The 18,350-nt window shown below is 62.4% G+C and carries 14 protein-coding genes; 4 read left to right on the top strand and 10 right to left on the bottom strand.

The features are described from left to right. Window positions 1-19 precede the first annotated feature (19 nt). Window positions 20-4,846, bottom strand: coding sequence for an NAD-glutamate dehydrogenase (locus SMD31_RS04970; RefSeq protein ID WP_320499659.1), 4,827 nt, complete (start codon window positions 4,844-4,846; stop codon window positions 20-22). Window positions 4,847-5,132: 286 nt separating this feature from the next. Between SMD31_RS04970 and SMD31_RS04965 the strand changes: the two genes are divergently transcribed. Together SMD31_RS04965 and SMD31_RS04960 are read left to right on the top strand one after the other, a co-directional pair. Beyond that, window positions 5,133-5,486 (top strand): hypothetical protein, encoded by a 354-nt coding sequence (locus SMD31_RS04965; protein ID WP_320499657.1) that lies wholly within the window; start codon window positions 5,133-5,135, stop codon window positions 5,484-5,486. Window positions 5,487-5,489: 3 nt separating this feature from the next. Further along, window positions 5,490-6,260 (top strand): trypsin-like serine peptidase, encoded by a 771-nt coding sequence (locus tag SMD31_RS04960; RefSeq protein WP_320499655.1) that lies wholly within the window; start codon window positions 5,490-5,492, stop codon window positions 6,258-6,260. On the opposite strand, the gene nhaA is transcribed toward SMD31_RS04960, so the two are convergent. The 5 genes from nhaA to SMD31_RS04935 all read right to left on the bottom strand — a co-directional run bounded on the left by nhaA (window position 6,238) and on the right by SMD31_RS04935 (window position 12,454). Beyond that, the gene (gene nhaA / locus SMD31_RS04955) at window positions 6,238-7,401 is read right to left on the bottom strand and encodes a Na+/H+ antiporter NhaA (protein ID WP_320499653.1); all 1,164 of its coding nucleotides are present in this window, start codon (window positions 7,399-7,401) and stop codon (window positions 6,238-6,240) included. The genes SMD31_RS04960 and nhaA overlap by 23 nt on opposite strands. Window positions 7,402-7,409: 8 nt before the next feature. Then, complete coding sequence (nhaD, locus tag SMD31_RS04950) at window positions 7,410-8,705, bottom strand: sodium:proton antiporter NhaD (protein WP_320499651.1); 1,296 nt, start codon at window positions 8,703-8,705, stop codon at window positions 7,410-7,412. A gap of 328 nt (window positions 8,706-9,033) precedes the next feature. Beyond that, window positions 9,034-9,378: a heat shock protein HspQ gene (hspQ, locus tag SMD31_RS04945; RefSeq protein WP_320499649.1), complete on the bottom strand. Its 345-nt coding sequence runs from the start codon at window positions 9,376-9,378 to the stop codon at window positions 9,034-9,036. Window positions 9,379-9,410: 32 nt separating this feature from the next. Continuing rightward, window positions 9,411-9,821 carry a response regulator gene (locus tag SMD31_RS04940; RefSeq protein ID WP_320499647.1) on the bottom strand — a complete coding sequence of 137 codons (411 nt, stop codon included), beginning with the start codon at window positions 9,819-9,821 and terminating at the stop codon, window positions 9,411-9,413. 20 nt (window positions 9,822-9,841) lie between these two features. After that, on the bottom strand, window positions 9,842-12,454 hold the full coding sequence (locus tag SMD31_RS04935; protein ID WP_320499644.1) for an ATP-binding protein: 2,613 nt from the start codon (window positions 12,452-12,454) through the stop codon (window positions 9,842-9,844). Between the two features lie 290 nt (window positions 12,455-12,744). Between SMD31_RS04935 and SMD31_RS04930 the strand changes: the two genes are divergently transcribed. Both SMD31_RS04930 and SMD31_RS04925 read left to right on the top strand, forming a co-directional pair. Continuing rightward, entirely contained in the window at window positions 12,745-13,599 is an 855-nt protein-coding gene (locus SMD31_RS04930; RefSeq protein ID WP_320499642.1) for an AAA family ATPase, read from the top strand. Between the two features lie 19 nt (window positions 13,600-13,618). Continuing rightward, on the top strand, window positions 13,619-14,803 hold the full coding sequence (locus SMD31_RS04925) for a vWA domain-containing protein (RefSeq protein WP_320499636.1): 1,185 nt from the start codon (window positions 13,619-13,621) through the stop codon (window positions 14,801-14,803). Between the two features lie 47 nt (window positions 14,804-14,850). Here SMD31_RS04925 and SMD31_RS04920 read toward each other — a convergent pair whose 3' ends face one another. The 4 genes from SMD31_RS04920 to SMD31_RS04905 all read right to left on the bottom strand — a co-directional run bounded on the left by SMD31_RS04920 (window position 14,851) and on the right by SMD31_RS04905 (window position 18,312). Next, window positions 14,851-15,300, bottom strand: coding sequence for a J domain-containing protein (locus SMD31_RS04920; protein WP_320499634.1), 450 nt, complete (start codon window positions 15,298-15,300; stop codon window positions 14,851-14,853). A gap of 91 nt (window positions 15,301-15,391) precedes the next feature. Further along, window positions 15,392-16,024: a LysE family translocator gene (locus SMD31_RS04915; protein WP_320499632.1), complete on the bottom strand. Its 633-nt coding sequence runs from the start codon at window positions 16,022-16,024 to the stop codon at window positions 15,392-15,394. A 110-nt stretch (window positions 16,025-16,134) separates the two neighbouring features. Beyond that, window positions 16,135-17,499: a glutamate--cysteine ligase gene (locus SMD31_RS04910; protein WP_320499630.1), complete on the bottom strand. Its 1,365-nt coding sequence runs from the start codon at window positions 17,497-17,499 to the stop codon at window positions 16,135-16,137. A 30-nt stretch (window positions 17,500-17,529) separates the two neighbouring features. Then, entirely contained in the window at window positions 17,530-18,312 is a 783-nt protein-coding gene (locus SMD31_RS04905) for a 16S rRNA (uracil(1498)-N(3))-methyltransferase (protein WP_320499628.1), read from the bottom strand. Window positions 18,313-18,350 lie beyond the last annotated feature (38 nt).

Genomic DNA, 18,350 nt, shown 5'->3' with positions numbered 1-18,350 from the left:
ACGGTTTTGAAGAGAGCGGTCAGTCCAACAAGCTCCGCAACGCGCGGTTGGCCACGGCCAGCATGGCAAGTTCGAGCTTTGCTGTCTGGCGGAGATCATTGAAAAGCGCTTCGGCGCGCGGCAGGGCCCCGGAGCGGCCGGCTTTCCAACCCTCGATCGCCTTTTCGCCGGTCTGTGCCAGATCGTTGGCAAGGACCGCGCCGGTGAGGTCGCGCTGGTGGGTGTTGAGATCGTCGATGATCGCGAACACCGCCAGGCGCTGCCAGTGGCTGTCGCCGATGAGGCCCTTGGCGCCGTTCCGCAGCCAGTCGATGTTGAACTGGTCGCCGATGGCGAAATAGGTCGCCGCCACGTCCTCGACCTTGATCTTGGTCTGCGCCGCGATCTTCACCACGTCGAGAATGGTGCCGAGCGAAGCGAGCTGCGAGATGCGGCGCGCCAGGGCCTCCGGCACGCCGGCCGATTGCAAGGCCCCTTGGCGCTTCTGGTTGGCCGCCTGGTCGGCGCCAGAGACGATCTTCGGGAGTGCCGCTTCGATGGCGGCAATGCCCGGGGCGCTGCCGGCGATGTTGGCGGCGATGTCGAGCGGGTGCTCGCCATTGCGCAGGAACCACAGGGTCGCGGCTTCGGCCAAACGGTTGATCTCGATCAGCATCGAAGTCTGGACGCTGGCCGAGACCTTGTTGTCGAGCGCCTGGATCGCCGCCCACATGTCGCGCAATTTGAAGGCACCGCGCGTGATGGCATAGGCGCGGGTGATGGCGGAGGCCGACTGCCCGGTCTTTTCCTTGGTCACATGGATGAAGGTGGCACCCATCCGGTTGACGAGGCTGTTGGTGACCACGGTCGAGATGATCTCGCGCCGCAGGCGGTGCTTGGCAATGAGCGGCTGATAGCCTTCCTGCAGCTTCTTGGGAAAGTAGGTGACGAGGTCGTCGGCGAGTTGCGGATCGTCGGGAAGATCCGAGGGCAGCAGCTCGTCATAGAGCGCCATCTTGGAATAAGCGAGCAGCACGGCGCTTTCCGATCGGGTGAGGCCGATGCGCTGTGTCAGGCGGTGGCGCATGGTCTCGTCATCGGGCAGGAACTCGATGGCGCGGTCGAGCCGGCCGGCGCGCTCCAATCCGCGCATGAACCGGCCCTGCTGGTCGAGGAGCGTATAGCTCTGCGCCTCGGCCACTGAGAGCGCCTGGGATTGCAGGTAGTTGTCGCGCAAGACCAGGGCGCCAACCTCGTCGGTCATTTCAGCGAGCAGCTTGTCGCGCTGCTTCAGTGTCAGATCGCCCGCCGCCACCGCCTCGTTGATGAGGATCTTGATATTGACCTCGTGATCCGAGGTGTCGACGCCGGCGGAATTGTCGACGGCATCGGTGTTGAGGCGCTTGCCGGTGAGGGCCGCCTCGACACGGCCGCGCTGAGTGCAACCCAGATTGGCGCCCTCGCCGATGACACGGGCCCTGAGATCCGCGGCATTGATGCGCACGGCGTCATTGGCGCGGTCGCCGACATCGGCATGGGTCTCGTCGCTCGATTTCACATAGGTGCCGATGCCGCCGAAGAACAGCAGGTCGATCTCGGCCTTCAAGAGCAGCTGGATGAGCTCGTTGGGCGTCACCTGGTCCTGGGTGAAGCCGAAACGCTGCTTCACCTCAGGCGTCAGTTTGATCGACTTCGCCTTGCGCTCGAAGATGCCGCCGCCGGCGGAGATGATCTTGGCATCATAATCGTTCCAGCCCGAGCGCGGCAGGTTGAAGAGGCGCTGGCGCTCGGCAAAGCTCTTCTTCACGTCCGGGTTGGGGTCGAGGAAGATGTGCATGTGGTTGAAGGCGGCAACGAGCTTGGTGTGCTCGGACAGCAGCATGCCGTTGCCGAACACGTCGCCCGACATGTCGCCGACGCCCACACAGGTGAAGTCGACATTCTGGATGTCGTGGTCGAACTCGCGGAAATGGCGCTTGACGCATTCCCAGGCGCCGCGTGCCGTAATGCCCATCTTCTTGTGGTCGTAGCCGGCCGAACCGCCCGAGGCAAAGGCATCGTCGAGCCAGAAGCCATAATCGCGCGAGACCGAATTGGCGATGTCGGAGAAGGTCGCCGTGCCCTTGTCGGCGGCGACGACCAGATAGGGGTCGTCGCCGTCATGGCGCACGACCTTGAGGGGCGGTTTCACCGCGCCGCCCACCAGATTGTCGGTGATGTCGAGGAGGCCGCGCATCAAGGTCTTGTAGCAATGCACGACCTCGGCCATCACGGCGTCGCGGTCGCCCTGGACCGGGCGCTTCACCACGAAGCCGCCTTTGGAACCCACCGGCACGATGACGGCGTTCTTCACCATCTGGGCCTTCATGAGGCCCAGGATCTCGGTGCGGAAATCCTCGCGCCGATCCGACCAGCGGATGCCGCCGCGGGCAACCTTGCCACCGCGCAGGTGGATGGCTTCGGCGCGCGGGCTGTAGACGAAGACCTCGACCAGCGGTCGTGGCAGCGGCAGCTCCTCGATCTTTGCGGAATCGAGCTTGAAGGAGACGTATTCCTTGGGCCCGCCATCCGCCGCCGGCTGGTAGAAATTGGTGCGCAAGGTCGATTGCACCGCGTTCAAATAGCGCCGCAGAATCCGGTCCTCGTCGAGATTGACGACGGCATCGAGCTTCTGGCCGATCTTCTCGACGATCTGCGCCGATTTCTCGTCCCGCTGATCGCCGAAAGCCGGGTCGTTGCGCACGTGGAACAGCTGCACGATGTTGCGCGTGATGCCTGGATTGGCATTAAGAGTCGCTTCCATATAGGCTTGGCTGAAGGCGATCGCCGCCTGGCGCAGATATTTGCAATAGGCGCGGACCAAAGTGATGTCGCGCCAACCCAGGCCCGCCGTGATGACCAGGCGATTGAAGCCGTCATCCTCCATCTGCCCGTCCCAGATCTTGGCATAGGCTTCATGGAACTTGTCGCGGATGGCGGCGATGTCGACCTCGCGCCCGTCGGCCGTGACCATGGTGAAGGCGTGAATCCAGATCGGCTGCTCCTGGCCGACCGGACGCACGTCGAACGGATTTTCGCTGATGACCTTGAGGCCGAAATTCTCCAGCGAGGGCAGCACGTTGGAAAGTGCAATCTTGTCGCCGGATTTATAGAGCTTCAAATGCAGCTCGTTCGAACCGGCCTCGACCGGGCGGTAGAGGTTGATCGCGGTCTTGTTGAATTTGAGCGCTTCCTCGACGCGGTCGATATCGCTGACTGCGGCATGGGCATTGAAGTATTCCTCGAAGCCCAGCGGGAAGGCGTCGCCATAGCGGCGCTGCAGGGCGAGGCCCTCGGCTTCGCCCTTGGCCTCAATGAGCGCATCCTTCAGATGGTCGGCCCAGGAGCGGCAGGCATCGGCCACCAGCTGTTCCAGTTCCTTGACGTCATAGGGCGGAATCTCACCCGGCTTGGTGGCGATGATGAGATGGACGCGCGCCAGCGGACTGTCGGTCAGATGGACGAAATAGTTGGAGACGCGACCGTTGAACGCCTTGCAGAGGATGTTCTGGATGCGCTGCCGCAGCTCCGTGGTCTGCCAGTCGCGCGGCAGGTAGACGAAACAGGAGACGAACCGTTCATAAGGATCGCGCCGCACGAACAGGGCGACACGCTGGCGGTCCTGCAAGTTGAGGATGCCGAGCGAGGTTTCCAACAGTTCGTCGATGCCGACTTGAAAAAGCTCGTCGCGCGGATAGATCTCTAGGATGTTGGCCAGCGCCTTGCCGTCATGGCTTTGCGGGTTGAAGCCGGCGCGCTTGGAAACGGTCTCCACCTTGTGGCGCAGCAGCGGGATGTCCCAGGGCGAGCGGTTATAGGCGACCGAGGTGAAGAGGCCGGCAAAGAGATGTTCGCCGACGACATCGCCCTTGTCGTTGAAGATCTTGATGCCGATCGTGTCGAGATGCACGTTGCGGTGCACGGTCGAGCGCAGATTGGCCTTGGTGACCAGGATCATCTTGGGCTGGGTCAGGAAGCTGCGCACATCGGGCGGCAGGGCATCGAGATTGCGCATGCCCTCGAAGACCCGAGTCTCGGGATCAGCCAGCACGCCGAGGCCGGCTTCCTTCTTGATATGATAGGTGACGCTGTCGCCTTCGCCGGCAAAGGTGTATTCGCGGTAGCCGAGGAAGGTGAAGTGATCGTCATTGATCCAGTCGAGGAAGGCCGAAACCTCGGTCACTTCCTCCTTGGGCAGCGGCAGCTTGCGCTTCTTGGCATCTGCTATGACGGTCGCAAGCTTGGCTCGCATCTTCTGCCAGTCGGTGACGGCCGCGCGGACGTCACGCAGCACGATCTCCATCCGCGCCTTGACCGTATCGAGCTGTTCCTGCGTCGCCACCTGGTTGACGCGCAGCTGCATGACGGATTCAGCCACTGTCGCGCCCGATTGGCCATCTTCGGCACCGATCGCCGTCAGCTGGCCCTTGGCGTCGCGCGTCGCTCGCAGGACCGGATGGATGACGAGATGGACGCCGAGATCGAGGCGGTTGAGTTCGGCCGTGAGCGAGTCGACCAGGAACGGCATGTCGTCATTGACGACCTCGACCACCGTGTGGGTCGAACGCCAGCCATGTTCGTCGATGCGCGGGTTGAAGACGCGCACCTTGGCCTGACCGGGGGCGCGCACTTGCGCGAAATTGGCCAGCGACAGGGCCGCGCTGAAAAGATCCTCAGGGCTCTCTCCGGCAATGTCGGATTGGGGCACGTTGGCATAGAACTGGCGGATGAAGGTTTCGATGAGCGCGGCGCGCTTGCGCTCAATTCGTTCACCGACAAAGCGCACGACTTCGTCGATCAGCTGGGTCTTCAGCTTTTCCGCTCGCATGATAGCAATATCCCCGATGACAGTGATTGGTGATTAGTTGTTGTTATTATTTGCGATTCTAGCCGAACCGGCGGCAAAGAGCCAATCCGGCACAAGGCCGGAAAGGACATGCAAAAAGACGCCTAATTGATTGTTTCGTGGGTCTTTGGACCCGTTTTCACGCTTCTAGTCCTGTTTTGGTAAAGAAAATTTAAACCATCAGGCGTCATTCTCGGGAAAAGCGAAGTCGGAGATAGCTGGGGCGCTGTTAGCGCTGTCTCCGTTTGGAACCTCTAGGAGATAAGCCATGCTGATGGACGAAGTCCGCGGCGAAGCCTTTTTGCGCAAGCTGCCGCAAGACATCCGCGACAGCCTGACCCCCGCCCAGACGCAGGCGATCAGCCGGGTGGCGCAAGGGACGATCCAGCGCCGGCATCCGGTCGACTTCCGGGTCTCGGTGCCGTTGCCGTTCGGCGAACGGGCTTATCTGGTGTTCCTGCTGGGCAAGGAAAAGCGCTCGAGCGCCCGGCGACAGCTCGACCGGCAACTGCGCCCGACCGATCGGTTGAGCCAGATCGTGGTGTTCGGCCTGGGTCTTGCGGCCTTCACACTGGCGGCCTTCATCGCACTCCTGTTTCATAACGCGGTGCTGGCTCCTTAAACCGTGCGCCTCGCTCATGTTTGGCTGGCGGCACTCATCGCCATCGGCGCAAGCCCGGCCCTGGCGCAGACGTCCGGCCTGCCGCCGCTCCCCAAGATCGGTATCGAGGGCGAGGACAACCGCATCCGGGTCGATTCGAAGGTCTGGCCATGGATCGCCATCGGCCGCATCAACCGCGAGGTGGGCGGGCATTGCACCGGCACGCTGATTGCGGCCGATAAGGTCCTGACCGCCGCCCATTGCCTGTACAATCAGAATGACGGGCGTTGGACCGTGCCCTTCGAAGTGCATTTCGTGGCTGGCTACGACCGCGGTTCTTTTGCGGCCCATGCGCGGGGGAGGAGCTTCACGCATGACCCACAATACGATCCGACCAATGCGGCCAGTCTCCAGCAGATGACACATGACTGGGCGATCATCACGCTGGACCAGAAGCTGAAACTGAAGCCGGTGCCGCTGGCGCCGGGGGCGGCGCAGGCGATCATCGGCGGACAGGGCAAAGCCGGGGTCAGTGCTGCCGGCTATAACGGCGACTGGTCGGAAATCCTGATGACACACCAGGGCTGCCGCCTGCTGGGGACGCTCGCCGAGCGACCGCTGCTGATCCATGACTGCGACACGACCTTTGGTGCCTCGGGCGGGCCGCTGCTGCGGATCGAGGACGACAAGGCCGAGATCGTCGGCGTGCTCTCGGGTGTCCTGACGCTGAAGGACAAGAGCGAGAAGGGGGCCGCGGTGCCCGTCTGGACCTTCAGGTCTTTGCTGCCGAAGTGAGGCGCAGCACGACAAAGCCGAGCACGGCCGAGAGCAGCGAGCCGCCGATGACGCCGAGGCGAATTTCCGCCGCCAGGGCCGGATCGGGAAAGGCCAACCCGCCGATGAAAAGCGACATGGTGAAGCCGATGCCGGTCAGGAGCGCCACGCCATAGATCTGCGCCCAGCTTGCGCCACTGGGACGCTGGCACAGGCGCAAGGCAACGCCGATGAGAACGGCGCCGAGCACCCCCGCCTGCTTGCCGAGGAAAAGGCCCAGCGCGATGCCGAGGGTGAGCGGGTGCAGCAGGGTCTCCGTCGAGACACCGCTCAGCGAGACGCCCGCGTTGGCGAAGGCGAAGATCGGCATGATGGCGAAGCTGACCCAGGGGTGAAGGCCATGCTCGGCGCGCCGCAGCGGGCTGTGTTCGGTATCCGCCTCGCCCTTGAAGGGGATGAAGAAGGCGACGGCGACACCGGCCAAGGTCGCATGCACGCCCGATTTCAGCACGCAAACCCAGATGAAGATGCCGATGAGGACATAGGGCGTGATGCGCCGGACATTCATGCGGTTGAGGACGAGGAGGCCGGCAAGGCCGATGGCGGCAAGGCCCAATGATATCAGCGACAGATCGGCAGTGTAGAACACCGCGATGATGATGATGGCGCCCAGATCGTCGGTGATGGCAAGCGCCAGCAGGAAGACCTTGAGGCTGGCGGGCACACGGTCGCCAAGCAATGTGAGGACGGCAAGGGCGAAGGCGATGTCGGTGGCGGCCGGTATGGCCCAGCCGGCGAGATATTCCGGGCTCGCCCGGTTGACGAGGCAATAGACGAGGGCGGGGAGGGCCATGCCGCCCAAAGCGGCGATGCCGGGGAGGCTCGCCTGGGCTGGTGACGACAACTCGCCTGCCAGAACCTCGCGCTTGATCTCCAGCCCGACCAGGAAGAAGAAGATCGCCATCAAGCCGTCATTGATCCACAGCAGCAGCGGTTTCACCAGCCCGACCTGGCCCAGCGTCACGCCGAAGGGCAGATTGAGAAACCCCTGATAGAGCCCGGAAAGCGCGCTGTTGTCGCAGATGAGGGCAAGGACGGCTGCCAGGAGCAGCAGGATGCCACCGCTCGATTCAAGCTGCAGGAACTGGCGCAACGGATTCATGCGGCCCCTCAGAAAAGCGCGGCGTTGACGAAACGATGAACCAGGATCGAAGCGCCATAGCCGGCCGCCACCGCCCAGCTCCATTTGAGATGGGCAAAGAAGGTATAGCTGCCGCGCGCCTGGCCCATCAGGGCGACGCCGGCCGCTGACCCTATGGAGAGGATCGAGCCGCCGACACCACAGGTCAGCGTCACCAGCAGCCATTGCCCGTTGGTCATGGCGGGGTCCATCTTGAGGACCGCGAACATCAGCGGGATGTTGTCGACGATGGCAGAGAGGGCGCCGATGACGATATTGGCCGTCGTGGGCCCCAGGCCCGCATAGAGGATCTTCGATGTGACGGCGAGATAGCCCATGGCGCCAAGCCCGCCCACCGCGAAGATGATGCCGAAGAAGAACAGCAGGGTGTCAAACTCCACCCGCTGAATCTCCTTGAAGGAATCAAGCAGCATGTCCGAATTGTCGCGGCGCTTGCCTAGGCGGTTGAGGTAATAGGCCCAGATCTGCAAGTAACCGAGCCCCAGCATCATGCCGATGGCGGGCGGCAAATGCAGGAAGTTCTTGAAGGCGACGGCGGTGGCGATGGTGGCGGCAAAGAGCAGGATGACGCCGATGGACCCGGGCTTCGGTCGCACCCGTTCCTGCCGCGGCGCGGGCTTGCCCGGCGGCAGGGCAAAATGCATCAGCGCCGCCGGCACCAGCCAGTTGACGAGCGAGGGCAGGAACAGATCGAAGAAATCCCAGAAGCCGAGCTTCCCCGCCTGCCACACCATCAATGTGGTGATATCGCCGAAGGGCGAAAAGGCGCCGCCGGCATTGGCCGCCACGACGATGTTGATGCAGCCCAGGGCGATGAAGGCACGGGAGCCAGCCCCCACAGCCAGCACCACCGCCCCCATCACCAGAGCGGTGGTGAGGTTGTCGAGCACGGCCGAGAGGGGAAAGGCGATGGCCCCGGTCAGCCAAAAGAGCGCGCGGTAGCCAAGGCCCAGCGCCACGAGCCTGGCCCTCAGCACATCAAAGACGCGCCGTTCCTCCAGCGTGTTCACATAGGTGATGGCGACCAGCAGGAAGAGCAGCAGTTCGCCATATTCGAGGATGATCTGGTTAACCGCGACATGCGCCGCCTCCGCTGCCCCGGCGGCGTCGTAGCCGATCGCGACCAGCGCCCAAATGAGGCCCGCCGCGACCAGGACGGGCTTCGATTTGCGCATCTCGATCACTTCCTCGCAGATCACGAGGAAGTAGGCGGCGGCGAAGATGAAGAGAACGGCAAGGCCGCTCCAATGCGTCGTCAGATCCATCACAGCAGCGGGGCCTTGTTCATTCTATGGCGCTCTGGGCGCCAAGATAACGAAAGCCCCGCGATTCTGTCGCCCCCAATGGGTCCGCAGAAAGCTGAAATCAACCTAAGGCATTGTCAAAAATAGATATTAATCGCCCCGGCCAAGCGCCGAAGCGCCGCCTCAAGCCAAGCTGGGCAGTGCCAGAATCAACATCATGAGGGCGGAAAAAGCGATCGCTTCGATGGCATTCTTGAGGCCGTAGGCCATGATCCTGCTCCCGTTGTATCGTCTATGGACCCTTTATGTTCCATTCTTGTTCCAACGTCAAGGGGCATTCCGGAGGCATTCAGTTGAGCCGCGTTTCCTTGCGGTGATAGGCGCCGGCTTCCGGCCCGAAGAACAAGTCGCGGATCATCGGATGCCTGCAGGGCTTGCCGCTGTCGTCTGGCAGCAGGTTCTGCTCAGAGACATAGGCGACATAGGTCGCCTCCGCGTTCTCGGCGAGGAGGTGATAGAAGGGCTGGTCGCGGCGCGGCCGGATCTCGGCCGGAATGGATTGCAGCCATTCCTCGGTGTTGGCAAAGACCGGGTCGACATCGAAGATCACGCCCCGAAACGGATAGACGCGGTGTTTGACGATGTCGCCGATCTTGAAGCGGGCAAGGCGCGCCGCCGTGGGGGAATCTGTCATGGGACTAGAGATCGTATGCCTGGCACTGCGGGTCAAGTCCCTGCAGGACGGCTGGCAGCAATCTGGGCATCGATGGCCCCCAGCAATTCCCCGCGGGTGAAAGGCTTGGCCAGAATCCTGCTGGCGCCCAGCTGGTGGGCCAGATGCAGCACATCGTCACGATTGCTGCGCCCGCCGCCGGAAATGGCGATGATCGGCAGGTCCGGCAACATGGCCCGCAGATTGAGGATGACTTCTATTCCCTCCATTCCCGGCATGATGATGTCGGTTATGACAAGATGCACGGCACGGTGGCCGAGATCGTCGAGGGCCGCCTGGGCGTCGCTATAGGTCAGGCAGTGATAGTCCGATTCCGCCAGCATGCGAGCGATCATGCGCAAGATGGCTTCGTCGTCATCAATGACCATGACGGTCTTCTGCTTTACTTTGGTCTCTTCGTTCATCTTGACGCCAGCGATTGAAATCAAGAATTGTCGAGTAACGCGCGCAGGCGTTCGGCCAGTTCATGGCGGCGGTAGGGCTTGCTCATCAGTGCCACGTTGCGCGCCTTGGCGACGCTGGTGCGGACAGCTGCCTCGGCAAAGCCCGTCACGAGGAGAACCTTGAGGCGCGGATACAGCTGCTCCGCCTGGGAAGCAAGATCGAAGCCGCTGATCCCACCCGGCATGACGACGTCCGAGAACAGCACGTCGATGCCGCTCTCGCGGGCGAGAATCTGCAGAGCTTCGGGACCGCTCGCCGCCTCGGTCACCTGATAGCCGAGATCGGTCAGCAGGCGGGCGGCCGTCTTGCGCACGGCTTCATTGTCGTCGACCAGCAGAACGCGCTCGGCACCCTTGGGAGCCGGTCGCTCGATGCTGTCGATCGTCGCGGCTCGACCGGGCGACATGGCACGCGGCAGATAGAGATTGACCGTCGTGCCGTGGCCCGGTTCGCTATAGACCTTGAGATGTCCGCCGGATTGCTTGGCGAAACCGAAGGCCATGCTGAGGCCAAGACCGGTGCCCTTGCCGGGTTCCTTGGTGGTGAAGAACGGCTCCATGATGCGGCCAAGGAGTTCTGGTGGAATGCCGATGCCGTCATCGGTGACGGCGATGCGGACATATTCGCCCGACGCCACCTCGGCATTGCTGTCGGCATAATGCGCATCGAGCACGGCATTGCCTACCTCGATGGTGAGATGGCCGCCTTCCGGCATCGCATCGCGGGCGTTGATGGCGAAATTGAGCAACACGTTGTCGAGTTGGCCGGCATCGACCAGGCAGGCCCAAAGATCCGGCGAATAATGCGTCGTCACCACGATGTTCTCGCCCAGAGTCCGGCGCATCATGGTGGCGATCTGCGGCAGATGCTCACCCAGGTTGAGAATCCCCGGATTGAGCGCCTGGCGTCGGGCGAAGGCCAGCATCTGCCGCGTGAGTGCCGCGCCGCGCAAGGCGCCATTGAGAGCCTCATTGGCGAGGTCGATGTCGTCGGGTTTTGAAAGGTGCGGCATCAGCGTGTCGATGCTGCCGATGATGACGCCTAGCAGATTGTTGAAATCATGGGCGATGCCACCGGTGAGCTGGCCGATCGCCTCCAGCTTCTGCGATTGGCGCAGGGTGGCTTCGGTCGCGCGCAAGGTGGTGATGTCGCGCACCGCCAGAACGGCACCGACACGCCGGCCATGCTCGTCGACGATCTTCTGGCCGTTGAGGAGGTGGGTGAGGATTGAGCCATCCTTGTTGATGCGGACGTTGATCTCGGCATTGACCACCGTCTCGCCGTTCATGACGCGGACGATGGGGATCTGCTCAAACGGGAGCGGCACGAGGTTGCGGTCGAGCAGCGCATCGGTTGCCGAGATCAATTCCCGATAGGTGAGCGCATCCTCTGGCAAGCCCAGGGCGCGGGCGGCACCATTCATGAAGACGACACGCCCGTCCGTGTCGAAGCAGAATACCATCTCCGACATGTTGTCGAGGACGGCGCGCATGTAATCCTGCTGCTCCTCAAGTTCAGCCTGGTGGCGCTCCAGTTCGCCCGCCATGCTGTCGAGGCTTTTGGCAAGATGGCCAAACTCGCTGCTGTCATGCGCCAGACCGCTGCGCACGCTGAAATCGCCGCCGGCAATGCGCGAACTGAGATCGACCAGGGTCTGAACCGGGCGTGAAATCATCCGCGTGCTTGTCAAGAAGGAGAAGGCCGTGATCGCCGCGGCCGCTGCCAGCAGCAACGCGACCTTGATGGCGATATTGTGGTTGATCGACGCCAGCTCCGGACCGAGATCGAGGCCGACCGCCAGATAGATCGGTGCCGCTCCTGGGCTACGCTGCGATTTGACCAGATGAAAGAATGTGCTGGACCCGTCCAGGTCGGCCACGGCGATGTCGGTCGTGTTGGCCGTCGCCTTGAGGGCGGCAAAAAGGGATGTGTCCGCGATCGATTTCGATGCCCAATTGCCGTCATCCGGATAGCGCACCATGACCACGCCATTCTGGTCGATGAGGGTGAAGGTCGCATTGGCGGGCAGACCTTCGGCGATGTCGTGCGCGCCGAACCAGCCGAGGTCGAGCGAGGCATAAACGACGCCGGTAAACTCATTGCCGGCATTATAGAGGGGGGCGCCGAAACCCAGGATCGGCCGGTGCGAGACGCGCCCGATCGCATAATCGCCGATCGTGAAGCTGCGCGTCGCCAGAACCTGCTGGAACCATGGCCGGTCGGCAGCGGAAACGCCGACCGCCTTCGGGTTGCTGGCACAGACCGCGTCACCCTGGGGATTTGTCGCGATGATATTGGCGTAACGGGGCTGGGCTTGGGCGACCTGGGTGAGGAGCGTGGAGCAGGCGGCTGTCGAGAGGTTGCGTACCTCGGGCAGCTGCGCCAGCAGATCGAGCGTGCCTTCGACATGGGAAATGGCGCGGTCGAGCGTGCCGGTGATGGATTGGGCGAGTTGCCGGCCCTGCAACTCGGCGGCCTTCACCTGACGGGTGCGGACCTCGATGACGTCGAAGGCAATGATGATGGCTGCCGGCAGCAGCACCAGCAGGATAAGGATCAGGAGACGATGCCGTAGTTGCGAAACCCAGCTCACTCGGTCATCCCGGCAGTTGTTCTTTACAATGACAGATGTACCTAAAGCACGGCCAAGTTCAAGCGTTTATCGGGTTTCTCTGATATTCTCGTTTTCCCTGCGCAGAGCATTTCGCCGGAAAATTTTGACATTGTGGAATAGAAGCCTGGGTGCGGCCACGATCTGTCGCGTGTCGCGCGGGTGCCGCCGGCAGATCAGGGCAATTTGGTCATTTCTTGATCCCGATCCGGAAGCCGGTGATTATCGCCGCCGTACATAGGATTTTTGCAATGGCATTTCAGGGAACATCGATGACCAGGCCCGCCAAGTTCACCGGTACCGACAGTTATATCACGACCCGCGACCTGGAGATTGCGGTGAATGCGGCGATGACGCTGGAGCGGCCTTTGCTGGTCAAGGGCGAGCCGGGGACGGGGAAGACCGTGCTGGCGCGCGAGGTGGCGCAGGCCTTGGGACTGCCGCTCATCGAATGGCATGTGAAATCGACCACCAAGGCGGCGCAGGGGCTTTATGAATATGACGCGGTCGCGCGCTTGCGTGACGGGCAACTGGGCGAGGCCAAGGTTCATGACATCGCGAACTACATCGTCAAGGGCAAGCTGTGGGAGGCGTTCGCCGCCGACCGTCAAGTCGTGCTGCTGATCGATGAGATCGACAAGGCGGATATCGAATTCCCCAACGACCTGCTGCAGGAACTCGACCGCATGGAATTCTTCGTCTACGAGACGAAGGAGACGGTGAAGGCAAAGTTCCGCCCGCTGGTGATCATTACCTCGAACAACGAAAAGGAACTGCCGGACGCCTTCCTGCGCCGCTGCTTCTTCCATTTCATCCGCTTCCCCGATCGCGCCACGATGGAGAAGATCGTGGCGGCGCATCATCCCAACATCAAAAACGATCTGGTGCGCGAGGCGCTCAATCTGTTCTTCGATATCCGCGAGGTGCCGGGCTTGAAGAAGAAGCCGGCAACGTCCGAATTGCTGGATTGGCTGAAGCTGTTGATGGTCGACGACATTCCGGCCGAGATCCTGAAATCGAACGATCCCAAGATGGTGGTGCCGCCCCTCTATGGCGCACTCTTGAAGAACGAGCAGGACGTGCATCTCTTCGAGCGCGTCGCGTTCCTGGCGCGCCGCGGTCAATGATGGGCGGTCGGTAGCGGCGATGTTCGCGGGCTTCATCACCTCCTTGCGCAATGAAGGTGTGGCGGTCAGCCTCACCGAATACCTGACCCTGCTCAAGGCCATGCGGCACCAGGTGGCGGTGCTGGATGTCGAGGATTTCTATTACCTCGCTCGCGCCACATTGGTGAAGGACGAGCGGCTGGTCGATCGTTTCGACCGCGTCTTTGCGCTCTATTTCCAGGGCCTTGCCGGCGTCTCAGAGGATCTGCTGGCCGAAATCCCCGAAGAATGGCTCAAAAAACTGGCCGAGAAGTATCTGAGCGCGGAAGAAATGGCGGCGATCAAATCGCTGGGCGGCTTCGAGAAGCTGATGGAGACCCTGCGCCAGCGCTTGGCAGAACAGCAGAAGCGCCATGAGGGTGGGTCGAAATGGATCGGCACCGCCGGCACCTCGCCTTTCGGCGCCTATGGCTATAACCCGGAAGGTGTGCGCATCGGCCAGAAGGAATCGCGCCATCGCAGCGCGGTGAAGGTCTGGGACAAGCGCGAGTTCAAGGATCTCGATGGCGAGGTGGAGCTGGGCACGCGCGGCATCAAGCTGGCGCTGCGGCGCCTGCGCCGCTGGGGCCGCGAGGGCGAGGCGAGCGAGCTTGATCTCGGTGGCACGATCCGCGCGACGGCCGCCAATGGCGGCGTGCTTGATCTCCACTTGCGCCCCGAACGGCGCAACAAGGTGAAGGTGCTCCTCCTCCTCGATATCGGCGGGTCGATGGACGACCATATCGAGGAATCGGCGCAGCTGTTTTCAGCCGCGAAATCGGAGTTCAAGCATCTCGAGACGTTCTATTTCCACAACTGCCCCTATGAGAAGCTGTGGCGCTCCAATCGGCGGCGCTATGACGACTTCACCGCGACGACCACGGTGATGAACACCTACGGGCCCGATTGGTGCCTGATCATCGTCGGCGATGCGACCATGAGCCCCTATGAGATCACCCATGCCGGCGGTTCGGTCGAGCATTGGAATGAGGAGGCTGGCGCCGTTTGGATGGAGCGGCTGCTGAAGCATTATCCCAAGGCTGCCTGGATCAACCCCAAGGACACGCATCACTGGGGCTATACAGCGTCCTTGAAACTGCTGAAGCAGATGATGGGGGAACGCATGTTCCCGCTGACGCTGGATGGACTGGATGGTGCGCTGAAAGAACTGCGCCGGCCGCATTGAGCTTGTCGGACATTGCCCCTCACCCCTCTGGGGTTGGGGTGAGGCGGCTACTCGTCAGTCTTGCCGCGCATCTTCTTGATCTTGGCATAGGCCTCGTTGGCCTGGGCGGACATGCGATTGGCCAGCGCCACGAAATCCGGCGGCAGATCTTTTGAGGCGATGTTGTCGGGATGGATCGGCATGATCGCCTTGTGGTAGGCGGCCTTCACCTCGGCGTCGCTGGCATTTTCGGCAATGCCGAGGATGTCATAGGGGCCGCGCGCGGCCCTGGCGTTGCTTTCCATCGGCACGATGCGGCGGATGGCGTCCTTGCGGATGATCTCGACCGACCCATCGGCGGCTTCGAAAGGCAGGAACTGGCGGTTGTCGTTCAATGTATCGCTGACGCGGGTGCCCGGAGCGACGAACAAGGCCATGAGCCGCTCGGCACCGTCATCCAGCTCGACCGTCATCATCACCTTGTGACGCGTCTTTTTGGTATTGGAACTGTCGAACATCCGCGCCCGCTACAACCAATGCTAAACGTTTCGACGACACTGCGCTGAAACGGTTAAAAAATGGTAGCGATTGGGAAATTGAGCGGTGGCGCTAGGCCGGGCGCCGCGCGAAGGCCAGCATCACGCCAAGGCCCATCAGCAGTGCGCCCGAAGCCTTTTGTACGCGCGTCATCAGGCGGGGCCTGGCGAGCAGGCCCCGGCGGACCCGACCGGCGGAGAAGGCGATGATGATGTCGGGTGTCGTGTTGAGTGTCACCGAGATGGCGCCCAAGGCAATGAATTGCAGCGCCACACGGCCATGGGCCGGATCGACGAACTGGCTGACGAAGGCGAGGAAGAAGGCGGCCGTCTTCGGATTGAACACTTCGACCACGATGCCTTCGAGGAAAGCGCGGCGGATGCCGGCCGGCTTGACCGCGATGTCGGTAAGATCGAAGCCGGCCTGGCGCCAGGTGCGCAGGCCCAGCCAGACAAGGTAGACGGCGCCCGCGATCTTCAAGGCGGTGAAGATCTCGGCGCTCGCCATCAGGATGGCGGAGACGCCGACGGCGCCGCCGATGACATGGACGAAGCCGCCCAACGCCGTGCCGAAACTCGACGCCAGCCCCTCGGCGCGACCGCCGGCGATGGAGCGCGCCGCCACATAGAGCATGCCCGGCCCCGGCGCGATGGCGAGGGCCAAGGCCGCGCCGAAGAAGATCGCGAAATGCAGCGGATCGAACATCGGTCATCCTTTCCAATCCGTCATCCCCGGGCGAAGACCCGGGGATCCACCGGTGCCGTTGAAGAGTGGATGCCCGGGTCAAGCCCGGGCATGACGGGTTCTGGGCGAACTCAGTACGCAAACTCCTTGAACACCGGATCGACGCTGCCGCCCCATTTGCCGTGATAGAGGTCGAGCTTCAACTCGGCCGAGGTCTTGCCGGTGTCGGCGATGATCTGCAGCGGATTGAGGAAGCCGGATTCGTCCATGCCACCCAGATCGGCGGCGCCACGCTTCTGCAAGCCGGCGCGGGCGATCTTCAGCACTTCAAGCGCCACGTCGCGCACGGTGCCGCCACGGAACGGCGTGTTGAGCGCCAGGCGCGGCACGTCGCGGCGAAGCTGCTCATGCTCGGCGATGGTCCAATCCTTGACCAGATCCCAGGCGGCATCGAGCGCCGTCTGGTCGTAAAGGAGACCCACCCAGAGGGCGGGCAGCGCGCATAGGCGCTCCCATGGGCCGCCATCGGCACCGCGCATCTCGAGGAAGCGCTTCAGGCGCACTTCCGGGAAGGCGGTCGTCATGTGATCGGCCCAATCGCCGGTCGTGGGAATCTCGCCGGGGAGTGCCGGCAGCTTCCCTTTCAGGAAGTCGCGGAAGGACTGGCCGGAGGCGTCGATATATTTGCCGTCGCGATAGACGAAATACATCGGCACATCGAGCATGTAATCGACATAGCGCTCGAAGCTCATGCCCTCTTCGAAGACGAAGGGCAGGATGCCGCAGCGGTCGGGATCGGTATCGGTCCAGATATGCGAACGGTAGGAGAGGAAGCCGCTGGGCTTGCCTTCCAGGAAAGGCGAATCGGCAAAGAGGGCCGTGGCGATCGGCTGCAGCGCCAGTGACGTGCGGAACTTCTTCACCATGTCGGCTTCGGTGGAGAAGTCGAGATTGACCTGCACGGTGCAGGTCCGGAGCATCATGTCGAGGCCGAGCTTGCCGACCTTTGGCATGTAATCGCCCATGATCTTGTAGCGGCCCTTTGGCATCCACGAGATGTCGGCGCGCGACCATTTGGGATCGAAGCCCATGCCAAGGACGCCGATGCCGAGTTCCTGCGAAACTTCCTTCACCTGTTTCAGGTGCTCGCCGACCTCGCGGCAGGTTTCGTGAATCGTGCGCAAGGGCGCGCCGGACAACTCGAACTGGCCGCCGGGTTCCAGCGTGATGCTCTCGCCATTCTGGGCGAGGGCGATCGTCTTGCCGTTTTCGTCGATCGCTTCCCAGCCATAGCGGGTGAGACCTTTGAGGAGCGCGCCGATGCCATTGGGGGCATCATAGCTGACACGGCGCAGCGATTTGAGGTCGTAGACGAACTTCTCGTGCTCGGTGCCGATGCGCCAATCGGATTTGGGCTTGTTACCCTCGGCGATCCATTCGATGAGCTGGCTCTTAGCCGTCACCGGCTCGCCGCGCGATTTGGGCGGTGCTGACACTTGCGTTTCCCCTTTGGCACGTAACGCTTCTTAGGCCGGCGATTGACCGATCGGCAGAAGGGGTGCCGGTGGCCGATGGGCGCCGTCGCCCAGGATACTTTGAAAGACCGCGAGCGCTGCGAGAGCGGCGGTGTCGGCACGCAGGATTCGAGGTCCCAGCCCAACTGGCGTAACAAATGGCAGTTTTGAAAGGAGGTCAAGCTCGGAACGGGCAAATCCCCCTTCTGGCCCACAAAGTATGGCCCATGCGTTAGTTTGTCTCACATCGGACTTTAGGTTGGATAACGCTTCCGCGATGGGAAGGGCCGGGCCCGCCTCGGCGCAGAGGATGATGCGCCGGGCTGGGTCCCAGCCGTCGATGAGGTCGCTCAGCGAACGCGGCTCGTGAATTTGGGGCAGCGTCAGGCGCTCGGTCTGCTCGGCCGCTTCGATCGCATTGGCGGCGAGGCGCTCCAGATTGAGGCGGGTCGCAGCGGTGTGCTTGGTAAAGACCGGCTGAAAGGCGGCGACACCCAGTTCCGTTGCCTTCTCGACCAGGAAATCGACCGCGTCCTTCTTCAACGGTGCAAAGCACAGCGAGATGTCGGGCACACCCATTTGCGGCCGGCGCAACGCGGCGATCTCGATCTCGACGGTCTTTTTGGCAACATCAGCGAGCGTGGCGTTGAACTCGCCGTCCCGGCCGTTGAACAGGATGACGGGATCGCCCACCGCCCGGCGCATGACGTTCTTGAGGTAATGCGCCGTCCGTTCATCGGCCGCAAAGCGGGTGCCGGGCTTCAAATCGATCGTCACGTAAAGGCGTGGGATCATGTTCTTGAGCAATTCCCTGTGGGTCACTATGGTTTGGC

Origin of the sequence: Dongia rigui, from assembly GCF_034044635.1 — a bacterium.
GTDB classification, from domain to species: domain Bacteria; phylum Pseudomonadota; class Alphaproteobacteria; order Dongiales; family Dongiaceae; genus Dongia; species Dongia rigui.
Note: the sequence above shows the minus strand (reverse complement) of the source record. Positions and strands in the feature narration are given on the sequence as shown.

Excerpts from the sequence above, each read along its gene's own strand:
- SMD31_RS04905 (WP_320499628.1), bottom strand. The coding sequence starts at position 18,312 with ATGATCCCACGCCTTTACGTGACGATCGATTTGAAGCCCGGCACCCGC.
- nhaD (WP_320499651.1), bottom strand. The coding sequence starts at position 8,705 with ATGGATCTGACGACGCATTGGAGCGGCCTTGCCGTTCTCTTCATCTTC.
- SMD31_RS04930 (WP_320499642.1), top strand. The coding sequence starts at position 12,745 with ATGACCAGGCCCGCCAAGTTCACCGGTACCGACAGTTATATCACGACC.
- SMD31_RS04925 (WP_320499636.1), top strand. The coding sequence starts at position 13,619 with ATGTTCGCGGGCTTCATCACCTCCTTGCGCAATGAAGGTGTGGCGGTC.
- SMD31_RS04915 (WP_320499632.1), bottom strand. The coding sequence starts at position 16,024 with ATGTTCGATCCGCTGCATTTCGCGATCTTCTTCGGCGCGGCCTTGGCC.
- SMD31_RS04920 (WP_320499634.1), bottom strand. The coding sequence starts at position 15,300 with ATGTTCGACAGTTCCAATACCAAAAAGACGCGTCACAAGGTGATGATG.
- SMD31_RS04970 (WP_320499659.1), bottom strand. The coding sequence starts at position 4,846 with ATGCGAGCGGAAAAGCTGAAGACCCAGCTGATCGACGAAGTCGTGCGC.
- nhaA (WP_320499653.1), bottom strand. The coding sequence starts at position 7,401 with ATGAATCCGTTGCGCCAGTTCCTGCAGCTTGAATCGAGCGGTGGCATC.
- SMD31_RS04940 (WP_320499647.1), bottom strand. The coding sequence starts at position 9,821 with ATGAACGAAGAGACCAAAGTAAAGCAGAAGACCGTCATGGTCATTGAT.
- hspQ (WP_320499649.1), bottom strand. The coding sequence starts at position 9,378 with ATGACAGATTCCCCCACGGCGGCGCGCCTTGCCCGCTTCAAGATCGGC.
- SMD31_RS04965 (WP_320499657.1), top strand. The coding sequence starts at position 5,133 with ATGCTGATGGACGAAGTCCGCGGCGAAGCCTTTTTGCGCAAGCTGCCG.